Genomic DNA, 23090 nt, shown 5'->3' with positions numbered 1-23090 from the left:
ATGAGCAACAGCGGAATCATCGTCGCCAACGCACCGGTGAGCTACGGCGCCTTCGAGGTGACGATCGGAATCGACCCGAACGTTCCCGACGGCGACGACATCCTCGACCAGGTCAGTGCCGCCGGCTATGCGGGCATCGACCTCGGACCGGTCGGCTACCTCGGCAGCACCGACAATCTTGGCGCAAAACTCGCCAAGCGGCGGCTGGGTCTCGCGGGCGCGTATCTCGAATTGCCTTATGCGGATCCGGAAATGTTGGAGAAGACGATTCCCGAACTCGATGCGATGCTGGACATCTTCGATGCGATCAAACCCCTCGGGCTCGGCCCAGACCCTCGTCCTACGCTGGCGGACCTCGGTGTGGGTGACGGGGCCGATTTCCGTCGCAACAACCCGGGCGCCGGTGTCCGCCGCCCCGCCAGCGGATACTCCGAAGATCAATGGGCTGAGTTCGCGCGGGGGATGGCCGTCGTAGTCGATCGCTGCCGCTCACGTGGCTACCAACCGGTGTTCCACAACGAGACCGGCACATTCGTCGAGGCGCCCGAAGAGGTCGGCAGGATGCTGGAAGTTTCGGAGATCGGGCTGTGCATGGATGCCGGCCATTTCCTGCTCGGTGGCGGCGATCCCGTCGAGTACGTGAAGAAGTGGGCCAACCGGATCGACCACGTCCACATCAAAACCGCGGATTTGCCCCGCTTCCAGCAGGTCGTTGATGAGGGGCTGCCCACCAACACCATCTGGGAGCGCGAGGTGTTCCCGAAGCTGGGCGAGGGCGCGCTCGATGTCGACGCCTTCTTGGCCGCGCTGCGCGAAATCGACTACGCCGGTTGGCTTGTCGTCGAGCAGGACATCTTCCCGACGACCGCCGAACGATTCGCCCAAGCTGCCGCCGATCAGCGCGCCAACCGCGAATTCCTGCGGGAGCGCGGCCTGTGAGCGCACCCTTCCGGTTCGGCCTGATCGGCGGCGGCCGGATGGGCCGTACACACCTGCGAGGGCTGGAAGACTCGACCGAGGTCGAGATCGTCGCCGTCACCGAGCCCGTCGACAGCGCGGCGGCCTCGCTTGGCGAGCAAGGCTTGTCCGTGTTTTCGACGGCGGAGCAGATGTTCGCCGAATCGGAACTTGACGGCGTCCTGATCGCCGTGCCGACGCCGCAGCACATCGACACCACCCGCAATGCGCTCGAAGCCGGCCTTCCGGTGTTGTGCGAGAAGCCGTTCGGCCTGGTGCCCGATGACGCCAGGGCGGCGGGAGAGCTGGCAACCGAGAAGGGCCTGGCGCTGCAAATCGCCTATTGGCGTCGCTTCGTGCCGCAGCTGTCGGCACTGCGTAGCGATCTGGCCGATGGCAAGTACGGCAACGTGCATTTCCTGGTGTGCTCGCAATGGGACGAGGCGCCGCCGCCGCTGTCTTTCCGCAACGACAGCGGCGGCATCTACATCGACATGGGTGTGCATGAAATCGACCAGACCATGTGGCTGCTCGGCCAGGACGTCACGACGTACACGACGCAGTCGTTCCCGACGATCGAAGATCCCGGCGTGCAAGACGACCCGGACAGCACCGAGGCCCTGGTGATGCTGTCCGGCGGCACCTCCGCGGTGGTATCGCTGGGCCGGTTCTACCGTGGCGGCGACATCGTTTCGGTGGCGCTGTTCGGTTCCAAGGACCACACCCGCTTCGACGTGGTGTCGCCGGAAACCGGCGAGGGACCGCAGCTGCATGCGCTGAAGCTTCAGGCGGAGGCATTCGCTCGGCACGCCCGCGGAGCGCCACAGGAGGGCACGACCGCACAGGAGGCCGCCCGCGTGCTCGAACTGGCTCATGGCCTGACCGCGGCCGCAGGCGTCGCGGTGCTGGGCGCAGCCACCAGCTAGCGCGACATCTCACAGTCATCGGTGAATTACGCCGTTGACGACGACGTAACAAGTTTGCCATCGAGCGTCCCTAGGGTTGGCCGGTCAACCGTCCGTGGAGTCGAAGCGGGCGACGAGCGATAAGGAACCAATCTGTGAGTGGAAACGCGGTGCGCCTTGCGGCCATCAACAACGTCGAGGCGTACGTGCCACCGGCAATCAGCTTTGATCCGGCCGAGGCGCCGGGCGAGATCTTCGGCGCGAATGTCTTTACCCTGGCCGAGATGCGGCTGAGGCTGCCGAAATCGGTGTACAAGTCCGTCGTCGCGACCATCGAGAAGGGCGCAAAGCTCGACCCGGCGGTTGCCGACTCCGTCGCCTCGGCGATGAAGGACTGGGCGCTGTCGAAGGGTGCCACCCACTACGCGCACGTTTTCTACCCGATGACCGGACTGACCGCGGAGAAGCACGACAGCTTCCTGGAGCCGGTTTCCGACGGCGAGACACTCGCCGAGTTCGCGGGCAAGACGCTGATCCAGGGCGAGCCGGACGCATCCAGCTTCCCGTCCGGCGGCCTGCGCAGCACCTTCGAGGCCCGCGGTTACACCGGATGGGACGTCACCAGCCCGGCTTACATCCTGGAGAACCCGAACGGCAACACGCTGTGCATCCCGACGGTATTCGTGTCGATGACGGGCGAGGCGCTGGACTACAAGACCCCGCTGCTGCGTAGCCAGCAGGCGATGGGCGCGCACGCCGAGCGGATCCTGAAGCTGTTCGGCCACGACAGCGTCGCGAAGATCGTCGCGTTCTGCGGACCCGAGCAGGAGTACTTCCTCGTTGACCGGCATTTCTTCCTGGCCCGTCCGGATCTAGTGAATGCGGGGCGCACGCTGTTCGGAGCGAAGCCGCCGAAGGGACAGGAGTTCGACGACCACTACTTCGGAGCGGTGCCCGAGCGGGTGCTGGGCTTCATGATGGACACCGAGCGCGAGCTGTTCAAGCTCGGCATCCCCGCCAAGACCCGGCACAACGAGGTCGCACCGGGACAGTTCGAGATCGCCCCGATGTTCGAGCGCGGCAACATCGCCTCTGATCATCAGCAGCTGCTGATGACCGTCTTCAAGACGATCGCCAAGAAGCACGGCATGGAGTGCCTGTTCCACGAAAAGCCGTTCGCCGGTGTCAACGGGTCGGGCAAGCACGTCAACTTCTCGCTGGGCAACGCCGATCTGGGATCTCTGTTGGTACCCGGTGACACACCGCACGAGAACGCGCAGTTCCTGGTGTTCTGCGCCGCGGTGATCCGCGCCGTCCACAAATACGCTGGCCTGCTGCGGGTTTCGGTCGCGTCGGCCACCAACGACCACCGCCTTGGCGCCAACGAGGCTCCCCCCGCGATCATCTCGATCTTCCTCGGCGATCAGTTGGCTGATGTCTTCGAGCAGATCGCAAAGGGCGCGGCGACGTCGTCAAAGGGCAAGGGCACCATGATCATCGGCGTCGACACCCTGCCGGTGCTGCCGACCGACCCGGGTGATCGAAACCGCACCAGCCCGTTCGCCTTCACCGGCAACCGGTTCGAGTTCCGTGCACCGGGCTCGGGTCAGACGGTGGCCGTGCCGATGATGATGTTGAACACGATCATGGCCGACTCCCTCGACTACATGGCGACCGTCCTGGAGAAGGCCGTGGAAAACGGCCAGGACTTCGATGAGGCCGTCCAGAAACTGTTGACCGACATCATCACCGAGCACGGCGCGGTGGTCTTCAACGGCGACGGCTACTCGGACAACTGGCAGATCGAAGCGGCCGACCGCGGCCTGCCGAATCTGAAGACCACGCTGGACGCGCTGCCCGAGCTGATCAAGCCCGAGTCGATCGAGCTGTTCGAGAAGTACAGCGTGTTCAGCGAGCGTGAACTGCACAGCCGCTACGAGGTGCGCCTCGAGATGTACGCGCTGACCATCGGGGTGGAGGCCAAGCTCGCGCTGGAACTGGGGTCGACGGTGATCCTGCCCGCGGCGGTCCGCTACCAGACCGAGCTGGCCCAGAACGTCGCGGCGCTCAAGATGGCGGGCATGGAGCCGGACTTGACACTGCTGGAGGCTGTCAGCACGCCGATCTCGGAGCTGACCGCTGCGCTGGCCGAGTTGAAGGCGGGACTGGCCGAACACGGTGGCGACTCCGCCGCCGACGAGGCCGCCCACTCGCAGAGCCTGCTACCGAAGATGGATGCGGTCCGTGCCGCCGCCGATACGCTGGAAGGTGTTGTGGCCGACGATCTTTGGCCGCTACCCACATATCAGGAGATGCTCTACATCCTGTGACGGACTCACTGACGACGTCGTCGAGTGTGGGGGTACGCCTGTGTCGCAGGCACTGTTAACCCGCAGCCCCCACACTCGACGGCTAAGTCACTTATTTTGGGGGAAGCCGAGTTCGAGGCCGCCGTGGCTGGGGTCGAGCCAGCGTTGGGTGATGGCCTTCTGGCGCGTGAAGAATGCCACGCCGTCCATACCGTGAGCGTGGCTGTCGCCGAACAGCGAGGCTTTCCAGCCGCCGAAGCTGTAGTAGGCCATCGGCACGGGGATGGGGACATTGATGCCGACCATCCCCACCTGCACCTCGTTCTGGAACCGTCGTGCAGCGCCGCCGTCGTTGGTGAAGATCGCCGTGCCGTTGCCGTAGGGGTTGTTGTTGATCAGTTCGAGGGCCTCGTCGTAGGTTTCGACGCGCACCACTGACAGGACGGGGCCGAAGATCTCGTCGGTGTAGACGCTCATCTCCGGGGTGACCTGGTCGATCAGCGTCGGGCCGAGCCAGAACCCCTCGGCGCCACCGTTAGCGGCGACGTTGCGACCGTCGACGACGATCTTGGCGCCGTCGGCCTCGCCTGCATCGATGTAGGACGCGACCTTGTCGCGGTGCGCCTTGGTGACCAGCGGGCCCATGTCCGAGTCCTTGGTTCCGTCACCGGTCTTGATGGTCGCGGCGCGTTCGGCGATCTTGGCGACAAGATCGTCGGCAATCGGTCCGACCGCGACCGCGGCGGAAATGGCCATGCAGCGCTCACCGGCCGACCCGAACCCGGCGTTGACCATCGCGTCGGCGGCCAAATCCAGGTCCGCGTCGGGCAGGATCACCGCGTGGTTCTTGGCGCCGCCCAGAGCCTGCACCCGCTTGCCGGCAGCCGTGCCGGTGCCATAGACGTACTGCGCGATCGGGGTCGAGCCCACGAAGCTGACGGATTTCACCTTCGGGTTGGTCAGCAGCTCGTCGACGGCGGTCTTGTCGCCCTGCAGCACGTTGAAGACACCGTCGGGCAGCCCCGCTTCCTTCCACAGATTCGCGATCCACAGCGAGGCAGTGGGGTCCTTCTCCGATGGCTTGAGCACCACGGTGTTACCGGTCGCGATGGCGATGGGAAAGAACCACATCGGAACCATCGCCGGGAAGTTGAACGGGGAGATGACGCCGACCACGCCGAGGGGCTGGCGGATCGAGTAGACATCCACCTTCGTCGAGGCGTTCTCGGTGAACCCACCCTTGAGTAGATGGGGTATACCGCAGGCGAACTCGACGACCTCCTGGCCGCGGCTCACCTCGCCCAGCGCATCGGAGACCACCTTGCCGTGCTCGGACGTGATGATCTCGGCAAGCTCGCCCTTACGCTCGTTCAGCAATTCGCGAAACGCGAACAGGATCTGGGTACGTTTGGCCAGCGACGTATCGCGCCACGCCGGGAACGCCGCGGCCGCGGCGTCGATCACCGCGCGGGCGTCCTCCACGCTCGCCAGCGCCACCTGCCCGGTCACCTCACCGGTCGCCGGGTTCGTCACCGGCGCCGTCGCGGTGCTGCTACCTGCGAACGGCTTGTTATCGATCCAATGCGAAATCGTCTTGCTCATCATCACTTTCCAAACTTCGAGATGTAGTTGGTCATGGTGTTCAGTTGGTAGCGCGACACCTCGTGAGCGTTCTCGTCCTCGGCGAAGACGGACGAGACCATCACGGTGTCGGGACGCTGGTAGAAGTCGACGTCGGCGAGGGCGCCGAAGAACTCGTCCCAGTCGACGTCGCCGTCACCGACTTTGAGGTGCTGGTGCACCCGCGCCGGGTTTCCCGGCGGGTTGGTGATGTAGCGCAGGCCGTGGCTGCGGTGGTGGTCCATGGTGTCGGCCACGTGCACCAGCCGCAGCCTGTTGCCGGCGGCGCGGATGATCTCGCCCATGTTTCCACCCATATGGAAGCTGTGACACGCGACGAAAACCATGCCGATGTTGGGCGAGTTGACGCCGCGGATGATCCGCAGCGCCTCCATCCCGTCCTCGACGAAATCGTCTGGGTGCGGGTCGATCCGGACGTCGATGCCTTCACGTTCGAAGATCGGCACCAGCTCTTCCATGGAGCGGAAGAAGGCCCGCTCGGATTCCTCCGCCCGCTCGGGGCGGCCGGAGAACTCGGTGTTGATGACGTTCACGCCGAGGTCGACGGCGATCTGCACGACGCGCTTCCAGTTGCGCACCGCGGCTTCGCGGGCGTCCTCGTCGGGACCGGACCATCGCAGCACCGGCAGCACTGACGCGATCCCCACCCCGGCGTCCGCGCACGCCTTGCGGAACTGCGCGACGAGGTCGTCATCGGCGCGCGGATGGTTGAAGAACGGGATGAAGTCGCGGTGCGGCGTCAGCTGCAGGTGCTCATAGCCCAATTCCGCGACCACCCGCGGGAATTCGAGCAGCTCGTAATCGTGGTGAAACGGCGTCGGGTCGAGTGCGATCTTCATGCCCGCGCTCCCTTGATGGACGCGGGGTCGACGATCTGGACCTCGACAGGTCTGCCGCTGTGCAACGACTGAACTCCCGCTTCGCAGACGGCTGCCGCCGCGTAGCCGTCCCACGCATCGGGCCCGTCGACGTAGTTGCCGGTGGCGTCGCCGGCGTGGACGGCGTCGACCCAACGCTGGAACTCGGTGTCGTAGGCCTGTCCGAAGCGTTCCCGGAAGCCCGGGGTGATCCGACCTCCCCAGTTCCCGGGTGTGGTTTTACGCACCAGGCCGACGTCGAGTCCGATCATCGCGCTGCCCTTCTCGGCGACGAGCTCGGTGCGCACCTCGTAGGCCACGCCGGTCGTGACGAATAGCTCGACATCGACGTACTTTCCGGACTCGGTGCGCATGATCGCGATCTGTGGGTCGGCGAGCCCCTGTGGTGCAAGGGGATTCGGCGCGGGTGTGATGATCTGGATCGAGGCGATCTCCTCGTCGAACAGGAAGCGGGTGACGTCGACCTCGTGAACAAGCGAGTCCCGCACCACCATTGCGCTGTCGAACGACGGCGGCACGGCGGGGTTGCGGTGCGCGCAGTGCAGCAGCAACGGCTGACCGAACTCACCGCCGTCGATCAACGCCTTCAGTTGGGCGTACTCGTGGTCGAACCGGCGCATGAACCCGACCTGGATCAGCTTCTTGCCGAGTTCGACCTCCCGCTTGACCACCGCGAGCGAGGTCTCCACGTCGGTGGTCAGCGGCTTCTCGCAGAGCACCGGCTTGCCGTGCTCCAGGCAGGCGAGCAGCTGCTTCTCGTGCGTCGGGCCCGGCGTTGCGAGCACCACCGCGTCGACGTCGGCCTCGGCGATGGCGTCCAACGGGTCGCCGACCGCGCGGGCACCCGGCACCGAGGCGGCTACCTGCTCGGCCTTCTCGGACAGATAGTCGTTGACGACGGTGACACGGGCGTTGCTGATGCGATTCGTGATTCGGGCGACGTGGTCGGCGCCCATCACGCCGACGCCGAGGACGGCGATGCGGAGATCAGACATCGTTGTTCCTGTCTTGCTGCTAGAAGAATTTCACGGAGGGAACACCGCATGAGCCGAGATACTGGCGGGTGCGTTGGGCGATCGGCAGCGGTGCGTCGACTTCACAGGGGTACATGTCCTGTTCGACGATCGCGAAGACGTCGATGCGGAGCCTCTCGATGGCTTCGAGCAACGGCGGCATGTCGGGGATTCCACGCGGCGGCTCGGTCATCGCGCCGAGCTTGACCGCTTCACCGAATGGCAGGTCCTCGGCGATCACCTTCGCCTGCACCTCAGGGTCGACCTGCTTGAGGTGCAGATAGCCGATCCGTTCCGGGGCGCGCTCGATGATCGCGATGTTGTCGCCGCCGCAGTAGCTGATGTGGCCGGTGTCCAGACACAGATTCACGAACTCGCCGTCAGTGCCGTCGAGAAAGCGGTAGACGTTCTCCTCGGTGTCGACGTGGCTGTCGGCGTGCGGATGGTATTGCGCACGCACGCCGTACTTTTCGTACATCGCCTTGCCGAGATCGTTCATACCGTTGGTCTTCTTCCGCCACTGTTCGGTGGTCATATTGCGGTCCTCCAGCACGGCCCCGGTCGAGGGATCGCGCCACATCTCGGGGATGACGACGACGTGCTTGCCACCTACCGCCGCGGTCAGCTTCGCGACGTCCTCGATCTGCTTCCACACCGCATCCCAGGAGTCGTCCTGGTGCAGGTGCTCGAAGACGGTGCCCGCCGACAGTTTCAGGCCGCGCGATTCCAGTTCGTCGGACAGCTTCTCGGGATCGGTCGGCAGGTAGCCGAAGGGGCCGAGTTCGATCCACGTGTATCCGGACGCCGCGACCTCGTCGAGGAACCGCGTGTAGGGGGTCTGGCCTGGATCCTCGGGAAACCACACACCCCACGAATCAGGTGCGGAGCCAACGAGAATGGTGCTCATCGATCAATCCTTCGCGTCGTAGGGTTTCGTGTACGGGCGCTGGACCTTCTTCCATTCGGCGTACGTCTCGTAGGCCTGCGCGGTGGAGTCCAACTCCGAGGTCTGGCTGACGGGAACGTCCCACCAGGACCGGCTGTCCGGCGCGTAGATCAGCGGGTCGGTTTCGACGTGGATCACAGTGGTGTGCTCTCCTGCCTTGGCCACCTTGACCGCGTCGGTGAACTCCGCTGCCGTCGTCACCTTGATGACCTCGGCGCCCAGGCTGGCCGCGTTCGCCGCCAAGTCGACAGGCAGCTTGTCGCCCGCCAGCCGACCGGAGTCGTCCCGATAGCGGTAGGACGTGCCGAATCGCTGGGACCCCAACGACTCCGACAGCGAGCCGATGGAGGCGAAGCCGTGGTTCTGCACCAGCACCAGGATGACCTTGACGCCTTCCTGCACCGCGGTCACCAACTCGGTGGCCATCATCAGGTAGGAACCGTCGCCCACCATCACGAACACGTCGCGGTCGGGACTGGCCATCCGTACGCCGATGCCGCCTGCAACCTCGTATCCCATGCACGAGTAGCCGTACTCGACGTGGTAGCCCTTGCGGTCGCGGGTCCGCCACAGCTTGTGCAGGTCCCCGGGCATGGAGCCCGCTGCGCACACGACGACGTCCCGCGGGTCGGACAGCGTGTTCGCCAACCCGATGACCTGGCTCTGGTTCAGGGCGCTGACGTCGTCCTCGACGCGGTAGGCCGCGGTGACGGTGTCGTCCCACTGCGTCGCGAGTTCGGTTGCCCGCGTGCGATAGTCGTCGGTGACCGAGTAGTCGGCGAGCGCCTCGGTCAGCGCCTCGATCGCCTCACGGGCGTCGGCGACGACAGACAGGCCGCCCTGCTTCACCGCGTCGAAGGAGGCGACGTTGATGTTGACGAAGCGGACATCGGGATTGTTGAACGCTGTACGCGACGCGCTGGTGAAATCGCTGTAACGGGTGCCGATCCCGATGACGACGTCGGCCTCGGCGGCCAGCGCGTTGGCTGCGGTGGTGCCGGTCGAGCCGACCGCGCCGACCGACTGCGGATGGTCGTAGGGAAGGGAACCCTTTCCGGCCTGCGTCTCAGACACGGGAATGCCGGTCCGCTCGACGAACGCCGTCAATGCGTCGCTGGCGCCGGAGTAGATCACCCCACCGCCTGCGACGACCAGCGGGTGCTGCGCGGACGCGATGATCTGTGCGGCCTGTGCGGTCACCGACCCCTCCGGCAGCGGGCGTGCCACATGCCACGTGCGTTCGGCGAACAGCGAATCCGGCCAGTCGAACGCTTCGGCCTGCACGTCCTGCGGCAAGGCGATGGTGGCCGTACCGGTCTCAACCGGATCGGTGAGCACGCGCATCGCACCGAGCAACGCAGAGGGCAGCTGTTCGGGCCGCCACACCCGGTCGAAGAACCGCGACAGCGGCTTGAACGCGTCGTTGACGGTCATCTCGTTGTCGTGCGGCTGTTCGAGGTCCTGGAGCACCGGCGCACTGACCCGGGTCGCGAACGTGTCCGACGGCAGCAGCAGAACGGGAAGTCGGTTGATGGTGGCCAACGCGGCGCCGGTGAGCATGTTTGTCGATCCCGGCCCGATGCTCGCGGTCACGGCCCACACCTGGAGGCGATCCTTCTGTCTGGCGTACGCGGCGGCCGTGTGGACCATCGCCTGCTCGTTGCGGCCCAACACATATCGCAGCCCGGGTTGGGTGCCTGCCTGCTCGGCCTCGAGCTCGCCCTGCAGCAGCGCCTGGCCCATCCCTGCTACGTTGCCGTGACCGAAGATGCCCAAGCAGCCCGCGAAGAACTTGCTGCGTTCGCCGTCGCGTTCGACGTACTGGTTGGCCAGGAAGCGAACGACCGCCTGGGCCACGGTGAGCCGCACGGTGGGCTCGTTGTGCGCCGATTTGAATGCAGATGATTTGGAGACCACGTCACTCTCCTTATGAATGAAGGGGCAGTCGGGGGTCCACGGCCTGGTCTTCCCAGGTGCCGCGCAACCACGCGTGCTCGGGGTCGTCGACGATCTTCCAGGCTCGTTCCTCGCCGGAGCCTGCCATCACGTTGAGGTAGTACATGTGATAGCCGGGCGCGGCGACCGACGGGCCGTGGAAGCCGTGCGGCACCAGGACGACGTCACCGGTGCGCACCTCTTCGAGAACCTCGATCGGTCTGCTCGGTGTGCCGTAGACGCGGTGAAACCCGAAGCCGCGGGAGTCATCTGGCCCGGAGGCGATCTCGAAGTAGTAGATCTCCTCGAGGGCAGACTCGACCGGCGACTCCTCGTCGTGCTTGTGCGCGGGGTAGCTCGACCAGTTGCCGCCGGGGGTGATCACCTCGCAGGCGATCAGCGAATCCGCCTCGAAAACCCCCGCGGTGCCGAAGTTGTGCACCTGCCTGCTGCAGTTGCCGGTGCCGCGCAGCTCGACGGAGACATCCGCGGCGGCCACCCGTCGGTTGGGCAGCTGCCGCCTGGCGCGGGCGCCACAGATCGCGAGCCTGCCTTCGCCGCGCAGCGTGTAGCTGCGACCAGTGCCGATGTAGACCATGTCGGCGGGGCCGTCGAAAACCGATGCGCGCGGCGATAATTCGTACGTCTCGCCGTCGCAGTCGACAGTGCCGCCGCCGGCTAGCGGGAGGATCATCACCTCGATGTCGTTGGTGTCCAGCGCCAATTCCTGGCCCGACGTCAGCTCGACCACCCAGAGGCTCGCCTCGGACCAGCCTGCGGACTCCGGCGTGACGTCAACGGCGTAGGGGAGTGTCGCGCTGCGGGCTGGAATGTAGTACTCGCTGTGCATGTCACCTCACCATCGAGACGGCGGTGGCAACCGCCGAACTGACGTCGTCGTCTGCGGGGTACAACAGGGTCCGGCCGACGATCAGCCCGCGCACGGAGGGCAGCGCGAGTGCTTTCTCCCAACTGGCGAACGCCTCGTCAGGATCGGCGGGATCGCCGCCGAGCAGCAGTGTCGGCAGCGTCGTCGACTCCATGACACGGTCCATCTCGTCGACGACGGGAAGCTTCATCCAGGTGTATGCGGACGTTGAGCCGAGACCCTGCCCGATGTGGACCGACTTGATCACAGCGTCGGGGCTCAGGTCGTTGCGCACCTTGCCGTCCACCCGCGACGACAAGAACGGCTCGAGCATCGCGATCAACCCATGCGAGGCCAACTCGTCGATGGCCCGCGCGCACGCTTCCAGCGTCGACACGGTGCCAGGGTCGTCGAGATCGATGCGGCACAACATCTTTCCGCCGTTCATCCGCGCTGCGGCAGTGGCCGCCGCGGTGGCCGCTGTCATGCGGTCGTCCAACTCGAACTGCGCGCCCGCGAGGCCGCCGCGGTTCATCGAGGAGAAGACGACCTTGTCTTCGAGTGCGCCGAGCAGTAATAGGTCATCGAGGATGTCGGATGTCGCAAGGACGCCGTCGACGCCGGGGTCGGCCAGCGCCGCGCGCAGCCGGTCGAGCAGGTCGGTGCGGCTGTTCATGGCGGTCGGCCGCGATCCGACCGCGAGGGCGCCGCGGGCGGGGTGGTCGGAGGCGACGACCATCAACCTGCCGTTGCCTCGCACCACGGGCCGGATGGTGCGTGTCTGCCATGCGCGCTCGACCGCTTGTGGGTCCGACGCCCGCACGTCGGTGATCTCGGCGTAGTCCTTGCACACCGCGTCAGACATTGACGGCCTCCGCTGCGGTCTGGTCGGCCAGCGCGGCGACCTCGTCGGCCGTCGGCATGGCGGTCGAGCACTCGAGGCGCGACGCGACGATGGCGCCGGCGGCGTTGGCGTACCGGAGGGTCTTTTCCAGCGGCCAGCCGTGCAGCAGGCCGTGACAGAGGCTGCCGCCGAAAGCATCTCCCGCACCGAGGCCGTTGACGACGTCGACGTCATTGGGTGCGACGCTGACGTGCGTGTGTCGCGTCTTGCCCAGCACGCCGCGAGGGCCCTGCTTGACGATGGCGAGCTCGACGCCCAGGTCGAGCAGAGCGTCTGCGGCGCGGTGCGGATTGCTCTCGCCGACGGCGATCTCGCACTCCTCCCGGTTCCCGACCGCGACGGTCACGTGCTGCAGTGCGCGCTGCACCTGCTCGGACGCTGCGCCGGGCGAATCCCAGAACATCGGCCGGTAGTCGAGGTCAAGGACCGTGTGCCGGGCTCTCCCGCGCGCCTCCCATGCCGCGAAATGCGCGCTGCGGCTTGGCTCCTCGGACAGGCCGGTGACTGTCGACCAGTAGAGCTTGGCCGAGCGTACGGCGTCGGTGTCGATCTCGTCTGGGCGGATCTGGAGATCCGGCGCGCTGGGGCGGCGGTAGAAGTACAGCGGGAAGTCATCCGGCGGAAAGATCTCGCAAAAGGTCACCGGGGTCGGGTACTCGTCGTGGGTCGACACGAACCGGTTGTCGACGCCGAGTCGCGCGAGCTCGTTGCGGACGAAGGTGCCGAACGGGTCGGCTCCCGCGCCGGAGATCAGCGCGGTGCGATTCCCGAGCCGCGCGGCGGCCACCGCGACGTTGGCGGCGCTGCCTCCGAGGAACTTTCCGAAGGACTCGACGTCTTCAAGGCCGACGCCGATCTGCAGGGGATAGATGTCGACGCCACTCCGCCCGATGGCGAGCACGTCGAACGGCTGCGTGGTGGTCAAGTCGCCCTCCGGCGGTTGGTTGTGGCTTGCGTACGACTGTGCACTCCGACACTCCGGGCTGTCAATAGTTTGTCCTGACATTCTAACTTTTGAATGTGCGGTGCTAGTATTCGGCTACCTTGATCTGATCGAACCGAGATCGGAGACGACGTGCCCGTGACGGTGGAGCTCGACAGGTCCAGTCCTGTCCCTCTCTACTATCAACTTGCCCAGGCCATCGAGGCCGCGATCCGCGACGGCGAGCTGTCGCCGGGGGATCGGTTCGAAAACGAACTGGCGCTGGCGAAAAGGCTGACATTGTCGCGGCCGACGACCCGTCGCGCGATCCAGGAACTCGTCGACAAGGGCCTACTGGTCCGCAAGCGAGGGGTCGGCACCCAGGTGGTGCAGAGCCCGGTGCATCGACGCGTCGAGCTAACGAGCCTGTACGACGACCTCACGCGGGCAGGCCAGGAGCCGACGACTCAGCTGCTCGACTACCACGTCGGTCCGCCCGACGAGGAGGTCGCGCGCGAGCTCAGCCTGAAAGACGACCGCGAGGTGGTGTCGATCCACCGGCTGCGCAGTGCGAACGGCGAGCCGCTTGCCGTCATGACGAACCACCTGCCTGTGGGCATCGCGCCGGATGCCGACGAGCTCGAGAGCAACGGCCTGTATCAGTCACTGCGTGCCCGCGGCGTGCATATCCGGCTGGCTCGCCAGCGTATCGGCGCTCGGGGAGCGACGAGGGCGGAGGCCAAGCTGCTCGACGAGAAGCCCGGCGCCCCGCTGTTGACGATGGCGCGGACGGCCTTCGACGACTCGGGCGCGGCGGTCGAGTTCGGCACGCACTGCTACCGCGCGTCGCGGTACTACTTCGACACCACCTTGGTGGACCGCTGACCTGAGCCTCCGCGAAACGGAATTCCAGCACCCCTGCACTTGCACTTTCGGTGCTGGAATTCCGTTTCGCGGGAGATTGGGAGCGGGGTGACGGCGGCTGGCGTCTATATCTCTATGTGGGGGAGATATTCGTCGGTACGGAAGCGGTCGCAGACGGCGCCCTCACGCGGAAGCAGCTCGCACGCTGGTATCGCCCCTTCTTCCGAAACGTGTACGCGCCGCGTGGCCAGCAACTGAACGCGCGCGACCGTGCCGTCGGCGCTTGGCTGTGGTCCAAGCGGCGGGGCATCGTGACGGGCGTCGCGGCTTCAGCTATGCACGGCGCCGAGTGGGTCGATGCGCACATCCCGATCGAGCTCATCTACGAATGCACCCATCCGCCGGCCGGCATCGTCGCTCGCAAGGAACGCGTGGCCGACGACGAGATCATGCTGGTCGACGGGGTGCGCGTGGCAACGGTCGCGCGAACCGCCTTTGATCTCGGTCGCTATCAAACCCGTGACCGAGCCGTCGCGCATATGGATGCGTTGATGCGGGCCGCGCCGTTCTCGATCGAAGAAGTGCTGCTGCTAGCGAAGCGATATCGCGGCGCGCGCGGCGTCAAATGTCTCAAGGACACGTTGCCGCTCGTCGACGGTGGGGCGGCCTCGCCGCGAGAGACGTGGCTGCGGCTCATCTATATCGACGGCGGGCTCCCCAAGCCGGCGACTCAGATTCCGATATTCGATGTAGACGGCGAGTTGCTTCGGACCGTCGACATGGGGTGGGAAGACTTCAAGGTTCTCTCCGAGTACGACGGCGATCAGCACCGCACCGACCGTCCGCAGTACGTGAAGGACATGCGAGTGATACCGAAGATCGAGGGTCTCGGATTCATCGTCGAGCGTGTCATCAAAGAGGACCGGCCCGCCGCCATCCTGCGTCGCGCCTGGGATGCCATGATCTCGCGCGGCTGGCGCCCCTAAGTTCCCCCGCGAAACGGAATTCCAGCACCCCTGCACTCGCACTTTCGGTGCTGGAATTCCGTTTCGCGGAGAGGCGCGCTAGCTGAAGGCTCGGCGGAAGGCGTCGAGGGCCGCTTCGCTGCCGGCCTCGCCCTCGCCGGCAGTCCAGGCTTCCATGCCGACGGTGCCGGTATACCCGATGTCGCGCAGTGCCCTCGCGATCGCGGGGTAGTTGATCTCACCGGTACCGGGCTCGCAGCGGCCAGGCACGTCGGCGACCTGGATCTCGCCGATGGCGTCGCTGCAGCGCCGGATCAGCTCGATGAGATTCCCCTCGCCGATCTGCGCGTGGTACAGGTCGAGCATCATCCGCACGTTCGGATGGCCGACGCCCTCGACGAGCGCCAGCGTGTCCTTGGCCCTTGCCAGCGGGATGCCGGGATGGTCGACGATGGTGTTGAGGTTCTCCAGGCAGAACGTGACGCCGGCCGCCTCACCCAGCTCGCCGAGCCGCGCGAGAGTTCGCTGCGCGATCAGCCACATTTCGCCGGTGGCGCGGTGGCGGGGACGCGCCGCCTTGCCGTCGACGAGTTCGGCGGTGTGCAGGTTCAGGCGCGGAACACCAAGTGTCCGCGCGGCTTTGATGCTCAGCTCAGCGGTGCGGACGACCTCGTCGGCACCGGCGGCGTCGACCAGATCGCCATGCAGGTAGCCAGTCATCGATGAGAACCGGGCGCCGGTTGCGGCAAGGGCGTCGAGGTCCTTGTCGTGCCAGCTCCAGATCTCGACGGCGAAGCCCAGATCGTCGATGCGCCGGACCCGGTCGACCAGCGGCAGGTCCGTGAACACCATCTCAGAGCAGACCGCCAGTGCGAGGTCAGTCATTGTTCGCCACCCATTTCGTCCGGACCAGCATGGATGCACCCTAGCATTTGACATGCAGTCCTAATGTCAGGACAAACTCTTGACTTTTTTCTGTGAGCCGTATTACATCGACCCTGAGGCGTGCCACGCCGCACACGAATACAAGGAGAAACAATGAGGTTTACTCGGCTCGCGGCCATCGCCGGGGCAAGCGTGCTCGTGCTCGGGGTTGCGTCGTGTTCGTCGACCGGGGGCAAGCCTCAGGAGTCGGCCGGGGGAATGGGCGCCGGGCAGGCCAATACCCCGCGCGTCACCGTCGCGATGATCACCCATGAGGTACCGGGCGACTCGTTCTGGGATCTGATCCGCAAGGGCGCACAAGCCGCGGCCGATAAGGACAACATCGAACTGCGTTACTCAAACGACCCTGAGGCGCCGAACCAGGCCAACCTCGTGCAGACCGCCATCGACAGCGGTGTCAAAGGCATCGCTTTGACGCTGGCCAAGCCGGACGCCATGGCGCCGGCGGTCAACGCGGCAGCCGCCAAGAACATTCCCGTCGTCGCCTTCAACTCGGGCTTTGACAACTGGAAGACCATGGGCGTACAGGAGTACTTCGGTCAGGACGAGAAACTCGCCGGCATCGCCGCGGGTGAACGCTTGCAGAAGGACGGCGCCAAGAAGATCATCTGCGTCATCCAGGAGCAGGGTCAGGTCGCACTCGAATCTCGTTGCGCCGGCGTCCGTGAGGGTTTCAAGGGACAGTCGGAGATCCTCAACGTCAACAGCAAGGACATGCCGTCGGTCGAGTCGACGATCACCGCCAAGCTCCAATCGGACAAGTCCGTCGACTATGTGGTCGCGCTGGGCGCGCCGATCGCGCTGGCTGCCGTGCAGTCGAAAGCCAACGCAGGCAGCAACGCCAACATCGTCACCTTCGACACTAACGCGGCCCTCGTCGACGCCATCAAGGCCGGTGACGTGAAGTGGGCTGTGGACCAGCAGCCGTTCCTGCAGGGCTACCTGGCCATTGATTCCCTATGGCTGTTCATCAACAACAAAAACCTGATCGGTGGCGGACAGGCCACCCTGACGGGCCCGTCGTTCATCGACGAGACAAACATCGACTCGGTCGCCGAGTTGGCCAAGTCCGGAACCCGTTGATCCGCCGCCCAGGAGAGAGTGAAACATGACTACACAGACTGATCTGGACGTCGGCGGTCACAAGATCGTTCGCGACGAACGCGTCAAGGAACGAAACCGGATACAGCGCTTGTTCATTCGCCCCGAGATGGGTGCGGCGATCGGCGCGGTCGCGATCTTCATCTTCTTCCTGGTCGTCGCGCCGCCGTTCCGGTCGCCCGAAGCGTTGGCGACGGTGCTATATGCAAGTTCGACGATCGGGATCATGGCTTGCGCGGTAGCGCTTCTGATGATCGGCGGCGAATTCGACCTGTCGTCGGGCGTGGCGGTCACCACCAGCTCGCTCGCCGCCTCGCTGCTTGCCTACAACCTGCACCTCAATCTCTGGGCCGGCGCCGGGTTGGCCCTGATCGTCGCCCTGGCGGTCGGCTTCTTCAACGGGTACCTGGTGATGAAGACCAAGATTCCCAGCTTCTTGATCACCTTGGGCACTCTATTGATGCTCACCGGCATCAACCTCGCTGTGACCAAGCTCATTTCGGGTCAGGTGGCAACGCCGAGCGTCAACGACATGCAGGGCTGGGATTCGGCGCAGAAGGTGTTCTCGTCGTCGTTCCCGATCTTCGGTGTCGAGGTTCGGATTACCGTGCTCTGGTGGCTGCTGTTCACCGCCGTCGCGACATGGGTGCTGTTCAAGACGCGCATCGGAAATTGGATCTTCGCCGTCGGCGGTGACCAGGAAAGCGCGCGCGCCGTGGGTGTTCCGGTGACGGCGGTGAAGATCGGCCTGTTCATGTTCGTCGGATTCTGCGCCTGGTTCGCCGGTATGCATCTGCTGTTCGCGTTCAATACCGTGCAGTCCGGCCAAGGTGTGGGCAACGAGTTCATCTACATCATCGCCGCGGTTATCGGCGGCTGCCTGCTCACCGGCGGCTACGGCACCGCGATCGGCGCCGCGATCGGCGCGTTCATCTTCGGCATGGTGCAACAGGGCATCGTCTACGCCGGATGGAATCCCGACTGGTTCAAGTTCTTCATGGGCGTGATGCTGCTCTTCGCGGTAATCGCCAACAACGCATTCCGCAACTACGCCGCCAAGAGGTGACCCATGACCGCAACAGTTGATCGTCCCGTGGAAGAGGCTCCGTCAGGCGGCAAAGTGCCGTTGGTCGAGCTGAAGAACATCGGCAAGTCGTATGGCAACATCACTGCGCTGAAAGGCATCTCGCTACGGGTGCACGCGGGTCAGGTGACCGGCATCCTCGGTGACAACGGCGCGGGTAAGTCGACGCTGATCAAGATCATCGCCGGGTACCACCCGCAGACCGACGGTGAGCTGCTCATCGACGGCGAGCCGATCAAGCTCACCTCGCCGAAAGATGCATTGGGCAAAGGTATTGCGACTGTCTACCAGAACCTTGCCGTCGTGCCCCTGATGCCGGTGTGGCGCAACTTCTTCCTTGGCCAGGAGATCCGTCAGGGTCGCTTCCCGTGGGCACTGGATGCCAACGCGATGCGGGCTACCACGCTCACCGAGCTGTCGAAGATGGGCATTGATCTGCCCGACGTCGACGTGCCCATCGGCTCGCTGTCGGGTGGTCAGCGGCAATGTGTCGCGATTGCGCGGGCTGTTTTCTTCGGTGCTCGTGTGCTGATCCTCGACGAGCCGACAGCGGCGCTGGGCGTGAAGCAGTCCGGTGTGGTGCTGAAGTACATCACCGCTGCCAAGGAGGCCGGGTTCGGCGTCGTGTTCATCACGCACAACCCGCACCACGCGCACATGGTCGGCGACCACTTCGTGTTGTTGAATCGCGGTCAGCAGAAGCTGGACTGCACCTATGACGACATCACCCTCGAGCACTTGACGCAGGAGATGGCGGGCGGCGACGAGCTGGAAGCGCTGTCACACGAACTGCGCGGTGCCAAGGACTAGCACGAGGCGCGCCGACTGCCTTAACGCGGTGTCATGCCTGCGGCCCTATATGCGGCATCCACATAGGCCATGTTCTGCGCTGCGTCTGCGGTGTCGATCGGCAACGGTGTGCCATGGAGCACGTGCGAGCCGAACGCCTCCAGCTGATAGCTGTACGAGGTCCTGGTGCCGTGGTGCTCGACTCGTGTCCCCGCCGGTGTGCGGATGGTGAGTCGGTCATCCTCGTTCGGCTTGATGAAGTTGTGCACAAGGAGATCTCCCTTGGTGCCGACGATGCGCAGGGTGAACGAATGGTCGGAGGCGGCCATCGTGTTGGCACACAGGCCGGTCGCGCCGCCGGGAAAGCCGAGCTCCACATCGCACCACTCGTCGACACCCGGAGTGCGTTGGTTGGCGTGCGCGCGAATGACCGACGGGTGGCCGAGCCTGCGCATGATGTGCAGGCCGTAGCAACCGAGATCCATCAGCGCCCCGCCTGCCATTTCGAAAGACCAACGCGGATCGGAGGCCTCGGGTGAGGGCATCGCCATCCGCACCTCCGCGTGGTGCATATCGCCGATCGTGCCGTCAACGGCAACCTCGAGCGCGCGGCGCATCACCGGATGGAAGAGATAGTGAAAGCCCTCCATCACCGTGACGCCCGCGGCCTGCGCGGCCTCGGCGACCCGCTGCGCCTCCGAACGGTTGCGCGCGAACGGTTTCTCGGTGAGCACCGGCTTGGCCGCCTCGATCGCCGCGAGGTTCCACGGCGCGTGCAACGAGTTCGCCAGCGGGTTGTAGATGGCATTGACTTCCGGGTCGGCGATCACCTCGGCGTACGAGCCCAGAACGCGCTCGACACCGTGCTTTTCGGCGAAGAGCTCAGCGCGGGCGCGATCGCGTGCGGCGACGGCGACCAGCCGGTGACCCAGCTGCTGAGCGGGACCGACGATGGCGAGATCGGCGATTCGGGATGCACCGAGCACCCCGATTCGCAAGCTCATACCGTTACGCTGCGGCATACGCTCTGCATGTAGGTGACACTGGCCGCCACATCCCGCAGCGGACCTTCGTCGGCCGGCTCGTCATGCAGGATGGTGTCCTGCTCCATGACGAACCAGCCGTCAAACCCGTTGCTCCGCAAGGCGTTGACGATGCCCGCGATGTCGACGTCACCCGCGCCGAGTGGCGTGTACATGCCGCGCCGGACCGCCTCAGTGTAGGTCAGCTGGCCGGCCTGCACGCGCGCGGCCAGCTTCGCGTCCACATCCTTCAGGTGCGCGTGGGCGATCCGGTGCGGCACCTCCCGCGCCAGCGCAAGCGGATCCGTCCCACCGATCATCAGGTGGCCCGTATCGAGGCACAGCCGGACAGCCGAGCCGTCGAGCACCCGGACGACCTCGTCACGCGATTCCACCATCGTGCCGACGTGTGGGTGTAGCACTGCAAGCACGCCGTGGTCGGCGGCGGTGTCGGCGAGCCTGTCCAGGTTGGCCAACAGTGTCAGCCACTGGCTCTCGTCGAGAGTCGGTCGTGCGTCATAGCCGTCGGTGCCTGTTGCGGCGGCGAGCACGAGGACATCTGCTCCGCACGCCACGATCGCATCCAACGATGCGGCGATATCGGGGAGCGGATCGTGGTCCGGGTTGTGCAGCACCACAGGCGCGAACTGGCCGACGCAGCGTAGACCGTAGGAGTTCAACAATGCGGTCAGAGTGGCCGGGTCAGATGGCAGAAATCCTTCTGGCCCAAGCTCTGTGGCGATCATTCCGACGTCGCGCATCTCGGCGAGCACCCGCTCGGGCGTGAGCTGATGTCCCCATCCGGGCACCTCACAGACCCCCCAGGAGATCGGGGCACCGGCGATTTTCATCTAGACCTCACTTCTTCGATCCGAACCGGCGCGCCGCGCTTCAACGACTCCGTCGCCGCCTCGGCAAGCCAGGCGACTTCGACCGCGTCTTCGACGGTGCACGCGGGGGCGGCGTTGCCGTTTGCTACGTCGACGAAGGACGCGAGCTCCGCGCGGAACGCCTCGGTGAAGCGGTCCATGAAGAAGTGGTGCGCGGGCCCCTCGGGAAAATCGTTGGCGGGATCAACATTTCGGACCGGCGCGCCCTGGTCCCATCCGGCGACAACTGTGTCATGGAAACCGTGGACCTCGAGCCGGCAGTCGTAACCGTGGCCGTTGTACCTAGCCGCCGAGACCACGCCGAGCGTGCCGGACTCAAAGCGCACCACCACTGCGGCGGTATCGACGTCACCGAAGTCGCTGAACTGCGGATCGCCCTGCACGCTACCGGTGGCGTAGACATCGACGGCCTTCTGGCCGGTTATCCACCGCAGTATGTCGAAGTCGTGCACCGCGCAGTCCCGGAAGATGCCGCCTGAGCCGGCGATGTACTCCATCGGAGGCGGGGCGGGATCCATCGTCGTACTGCGAACCGTGTGCAGGAGGCCGAGCGAACCGTCGTCGACAGCGCGTTTGGCCGCGGCGAAGGCGGCGTCGAAGCGACGCTGGTAACCGACCTGCACCGGCACGCCGGAGCGCTTGATGATGTCGGCGACCCGGACGCTCTCGGCTGCCGTTGCGGCGATCGGCTTCTCGCAGAAGGTGGGGATTCCGCGCTCGACGGCGGCCAGCGTCAGCTCGGTGTGGGCCGGTGTCGCCGCGGCGACGACAACTCCGTCGATCCCCGCCGACAGAAGTTCGTCCACCGAATCGGCCGGCGTGGCACCATGTTTCGTCGCGACCGCGGCAACGATCTCGGCGCGCTCGTCGGTGATGATCAGCTCGTCGACGCCGTCGAGATTGCGCAGCGTCTCTGTGTGGAATGCGCCGATGCGGCCCAATCCGATTACGCCGAGTGTGGTCACGGGATTCTCCTGTCGTCCTGGTCGCGCAGCGCGATATCGAGTTGTTCTCCGGTGAGGCCGTCGGCCAACGCGGCCAGCACTGTGTCAACCTGTGACGGCGGGGCGATGCTGCCCACCGGCTGGTCGAGGTCGAGATTGGTGGGGAACGCGTAACCTTCCGCGGTCGCGACGACGACGTTGTGCAGCTCGCGCTGGGAGACGCCCGCGGCTTTCATGGAGAGCAGCGCCGGATACACCGCACGCACCATGGCGGTGCGGTCCACCGCCTCCATCGCCCGCCCGAACGGCGAGGAGATCTGCAGGAGGTTGGCCATCCGCCGGATGTCGGCCGAGAAGTTGGTGCCTGCACCGTGATACAGCGCGGGGTTGAAGAACACCGCATCGCCGGTCCTCAGTGGCACCTGCACGTGGTGCTCGGCGAAGTACTCGATGAACTCCGGCCGGTTGAACGCGATGTAGCCGCCGAGGAAGCGCTGCGAGTAGGGGAGCAGCATCGTCGGTCCGCTCTCGATCGGCATGTCACCATGGGCGACCGCGCCTTGCAGGGTGAGCATCGGAGACGTGCGATGCAGGTGTGCGGGGTAGGCCGCGAGGTCGTCCTGCGCGACGAAGCCGAGGTGGTAGTCGCGGTGCGGAACCTGTTGTTTGCCGCCCGGATTGACGACGTTGACCTGAGAGGTGACCTGGTAGCGCGGTCCGAGCCACGCCTCGGAGATCACTGCGATGGTGTCGTTGGCGTAGTACTGCGCGAAGACTTCGGGTGCATGCAGCGCCAGCTTCTGCGCGGCATTCCAGATGCGGTCGTTGGCCCCTGGCTCACCGAAGTGATCACCGACCGCGGAGCCTGCTGCCCGCTGAGCCTCGATGATGGCGTAGAACGCCTCGCTGGCGCGGTCGACGAGGTCGGCCGAATAGGCGCCCTCGAAGACGACGACGCCGGGCCCGTCGGTCAGCGCATGGATCAGCTCGGTCTGCAGGGCCCGTCGGTCGAAACCTGGCGTCCCCGGGTAGACAAGCACGTTCTCGCGTATATCGACGGCGTGCGGGTAGTCGGCAAGGCTGGTGGTTCGTGTCACCTCGGTGTGAAACTCCTCGAGCCGGTAATCGCGCTCGTCGAGCCACGGCCTGAATGCAGTGGTCAGTGGCGTCGCCATGTCGATAGTCTGGTGGTCGGCCGTACCGCAATC

The 23090-nt window shown here is 65.5% G+C and carries 21 protein-coding genes; 8 read left to right on the top strand and 13 right to left on the bottom strand.

The genetic code is table 11. The annotated features are described in order from the left end of the window. The 3 genes from QOJ24_RS08925 (at position 1) to QOJ24_RS08915 (ending at position 4192) form a co-directional block, all read left to right on the top strand. On the top strand, positions 1-939 hold the full coding sequence (locus QOJ24_RS08925) for a sugar phosphate isomerase/epimerase family protein (RefSeq protein ID WP_526260625.1): 939 nt from the start codon (positions 1-3) through the stop codon (positions 937-939). After that, positions 936-1883 (top strand): Gfo/Idh/MocA family protein, encoded by a 948-nt coding sequence (locus QOJ24_RS08920; protein ID WP_526260624.1) that lies wholly within the window; start codon positions 936-938, stop codon positions 1881-1883. The genes QOJ24_RS08925 and QOJ24_RS08920 overlap by 4 nt, the downstream gene beginning before the upstream one ends. Positions 1884-2017: 134 nt before the next feature. After that, positions 2018-4192 (top strand): glutamine synthetase III family protein, encoded by a 2175-nt coding sequence (locus QOJ24_RS08915; RefSeq protein ID WP_526260623.1) that lies wholly within the window; start codon positions 2018-2020, stop codon positions 4190-4192. A gap of 87 nt (positions 4193-4279) precedes the next feature. Here QOJ24_RS08915 and QOJ24_RS08910 read toward each other — a convergent pair whose 3' ends face one another. The 8 genes from QOJ24_RS08910 to iolC are packed head-to-tail and all read right to left on the bottom strand — an operon-like array spanning position 4280 to position 13281. Continuing rightward, a complete protein-coding gene (locus QOJ24_RS08910; protein ID WP_526260622.1) occupies positions 4280-5773 on the bottom strand; it encodes a CoA-acylating methylmalonate-semialdehyde dehydrogenase in 1494 nt (497 codons plus the stop codon). Between the two features lie 2 nt (positions 5774-5775). Continuing rightward, positions 5776-6651 carry a sugar phosphate isomerase/epimerase family protein gene (locus QOJ24_RS08905; protein WP_526260621.1) on the bottom strand — a complete coding sequence of 292 codons (876 nt, stop codon included), beginning with the start codon at positions 6649-6651 and terminating at the stop codon, positions 5776-5778. Continuing rightward, a complete protein-coding gene (locus QOJ24_RS08900) occupies positions 6648-7685 on the bottom strand; it encodes a Gfo/Idh/MocA family protein (protein ID WP_526260620.1) in 1038 nt (345 codons plus the stop codon). The genes QOJ24_RS08905 and QOJ24_RS08900 overlap by 4 nt, the downstream gene beginning before the upstream one ends. A 19-nt stretch (positions 7686-7704) precedes the next feature. Next, positions 7705-8610 (bottom strand): sugar phosphate isomerase/epimerase family protein, encoded by a 906-nt coding sequence (locus tag QOJ24_RS08895; protein ID WP_526260619.1) that lies wholly within the window; start codon positions 8608-8610, stop codon positions 7705-7707. A gap of 3 nt (positions 8611-8613) precedes the next feature. Next, positions 8614-10566 (bottom strand): 3D-(3,5/4)-trihydroxycyclohexane-1,2-dione acylhydrolase (decyclizing), encoded by a 1953-nt coding sequence (gene iolD / locus QOJ24_RS08890; protein WP_526260618.1) that lies wholly within the window; start codon positions 10564-10566, stop codon positions 8614-8616. Positions 10567-10576: 10 nt separating this feature from the next. Then, positions 10577-11434, bottom strand: a complete 858-nt coding sequence (gene iolB, locus QOJ24_RS08885; RefSeq protein WP_526260617.1) for a 5-deoxy-glucuronate isomerase — start codon at positions 11432-11434, stop codon at positions 10577-10579. Between the two features lies 1 nt (position 11435). Further along, positions 11436-12317 carry a Cgl0159 family (beta/alpha)8-fold protein gene (locus QOJ24_RS08880; protein ID WP_526260616.1) on the bottom strand — a complete coding sequence of 294 codons (882 nt, stop codon included), beginning with the start codon at positions 12315-12317 and terminating at the stop codon, positions 11436-11438. After that, positions 12310-13281, bottom strand: a complete 972-nt coding sequence (gene iolC, locus QOJ24_RS08875) for a 5-dehydro-2-deoxygluconokinase (protein ID WP_526260615.1) — start codon at positions 13279-13281, stop codon at positions 12310-12312. Before iolC ends, QOJ24_RS08880 begins: the two co-directional genes overlap by 8 nt. A 150-nt stretch (positions 13282-13431) precedes the next feature. Here iolC and QOJ24_RS08870 point away from each other — a divergent pair, with 150 nt between their 5' ends. Next, positions 13432-14163, top strand: coding sequence for a GntR family transcriptional regulator (locus QOJ24_RS08870; protein WP_526260614.1), 732 nt, complete (start codon positions 13432-13434; stop codon positions 14161-14163). Positions 14164-14279: 116 nt separating this feature from the next. Continuing rightward, positions 14280-15128, top strand: coding sequence for a hypothetical protein (locus QOJ24_RS08865; protein WP_526260633.1), 849 nt, complete (start codon positions 14280-14282; stop codon positions 15126-15128). Between the two features lie 78 nt (positions 15129-15206). Here QOJ24_RS08865 and QOJ24_RS08860 read toward each other — a convergent pair whose 3' ends face one another. After that, positions 15207-15992, bottom strand: coding sequence for a TIM barrel protein (locus QOJ24_RS08860; protein WP_526260613.1), 786 nt, complete (start codon positions 15990-15992; stop codon positions 15207-15209). A gap of 153 nt (positions 15993-16145) precedes the next feature. Here QOJ24_RS08860 and QOJ24_RS08855 point away from each other — a divergent pair, with 153 nt between their 5' ends. Genes QOJ24_RS08855 through QOJ24_RS08845 form a run of 3 tightly spaced genes read left to right on the top strand, consistent with a single transcriptional unit; the run spans position 16146 to position 19047 of the window. Continuing rightward, positions 16146-17135: a substrate-binding domain-containing protein gene (locus tag QOJ24_RS08855; RefSeq protein WP_526260612.1), complete on the top strand. Its 990-nt coding sequence runs from the start codon at positions 16146-16148 to the stop codon at positions 17133-17135. A 25-nt stretch (positions 17136-17160) separates the two neighbouring features. Further along, positions 17161-18219 carry an ABC transporter permease gene (locus tag QOJ24_RS08850; RefSeq protein ID WP_526260611.1) on the top strand — a complete coding sequence of 353 codons (1059 nt, stop codon included), beginning with the start codon at positions 17161-17163 and terminating at the stop codon, positions 18217-18219. A gap of 3 nt (positions 18220-18222) precedes the next feature. Then, positions 18223-19047 (top strand): ATP-binding cassette domain-containing protein, encoded by an 825-nt coding sequence (locus tag QOJ24_RS08845; RefSeq protein ID WP_526260610.1) that lies wholly within the window; start codon positions 18223-18225, stop codon positions 19045-19047. A gap of 20 nt (positions 19048-19067) precedes the next feature. Here the strand turns inward: QOJ24_RS08845 and QOJ24_RS08840 are convergent, their stop codons facing one another. From QOJ24_RS08840 to QOJ24_RS08825, 4 genes are read right to left on the bottom strand one after another with little or no spacing between them, the layout of a single operon-like run. Continuing rightward, positions 19068-20030, bottom strand: a complete 963-nt coding sequence (locus tag QOJ24_RS08840) for a Gfo/Idh/MocA family protein (RefSeq protein WP_526260609.1) — start codon at positions 20028-20030, stop codon at positions 19068-19070. Beyond that, the gene (locus QOJ24_RS08835; protein WP_526260608.1) at positions 20027-20899 is read right to left on the bottom strand and encodes a sugar phosphate isomerase/epimerase family protein; all 873 of its coding nucleotides are present in this window, start codon (positions 20897-20899) and stop codon (positions 20027-20029) included. Before QOJ24_RS08835 ends, QOJ24_RS08840 begins: the two co-directional genes overlap by 4 nt. Next, a complete protein-coding gene (locus tag QOJ24_RS08830) occupies positions 20896-21903 on the bottom strand; it encodes a Gfo/Idh/MocA family protein (RefSeq protein WP_526260607.1) in 1008 nt (335 codons plus the stop codon). Before QOJ24_RS08830 ends, QOJ24_RS08835 begins: the two co-directional genes overlap by 4 nt. Beyond that, the gene (locus QOJ24_RS08825) at positions 21900-23057 is read right to left on the bottom strand and encodes a phytanoyl-CoA dioxygenase family protein (RefSeq protein ID WP_526260606.1); all 1158 of its coding nucleotides are present in this window, start codon (positions 23055-23057) and stop codon (positions 21900-21902) included. The genes QOJ24_RS08830 and QOJ24_RS08825 overlap by 4 nt, the downstream gene beginning before the upstream one ends. Positions 23058-23090: the final 33 nt, after the last annotated feature.

The sequence above is a fragment of the Mycobacterium sp. genome (genome assembly GCF_032159775.1).
GTDB lineage: Bacteria > Actinomycetota > Actinomycetes > Mycobacteriales > Mycobacteriaceae > Mycobacterium.
Note: the sequence above shows the minus strand (reverse complement) of the source record. Positions and strands in the feature narration are given on the sequence as shown.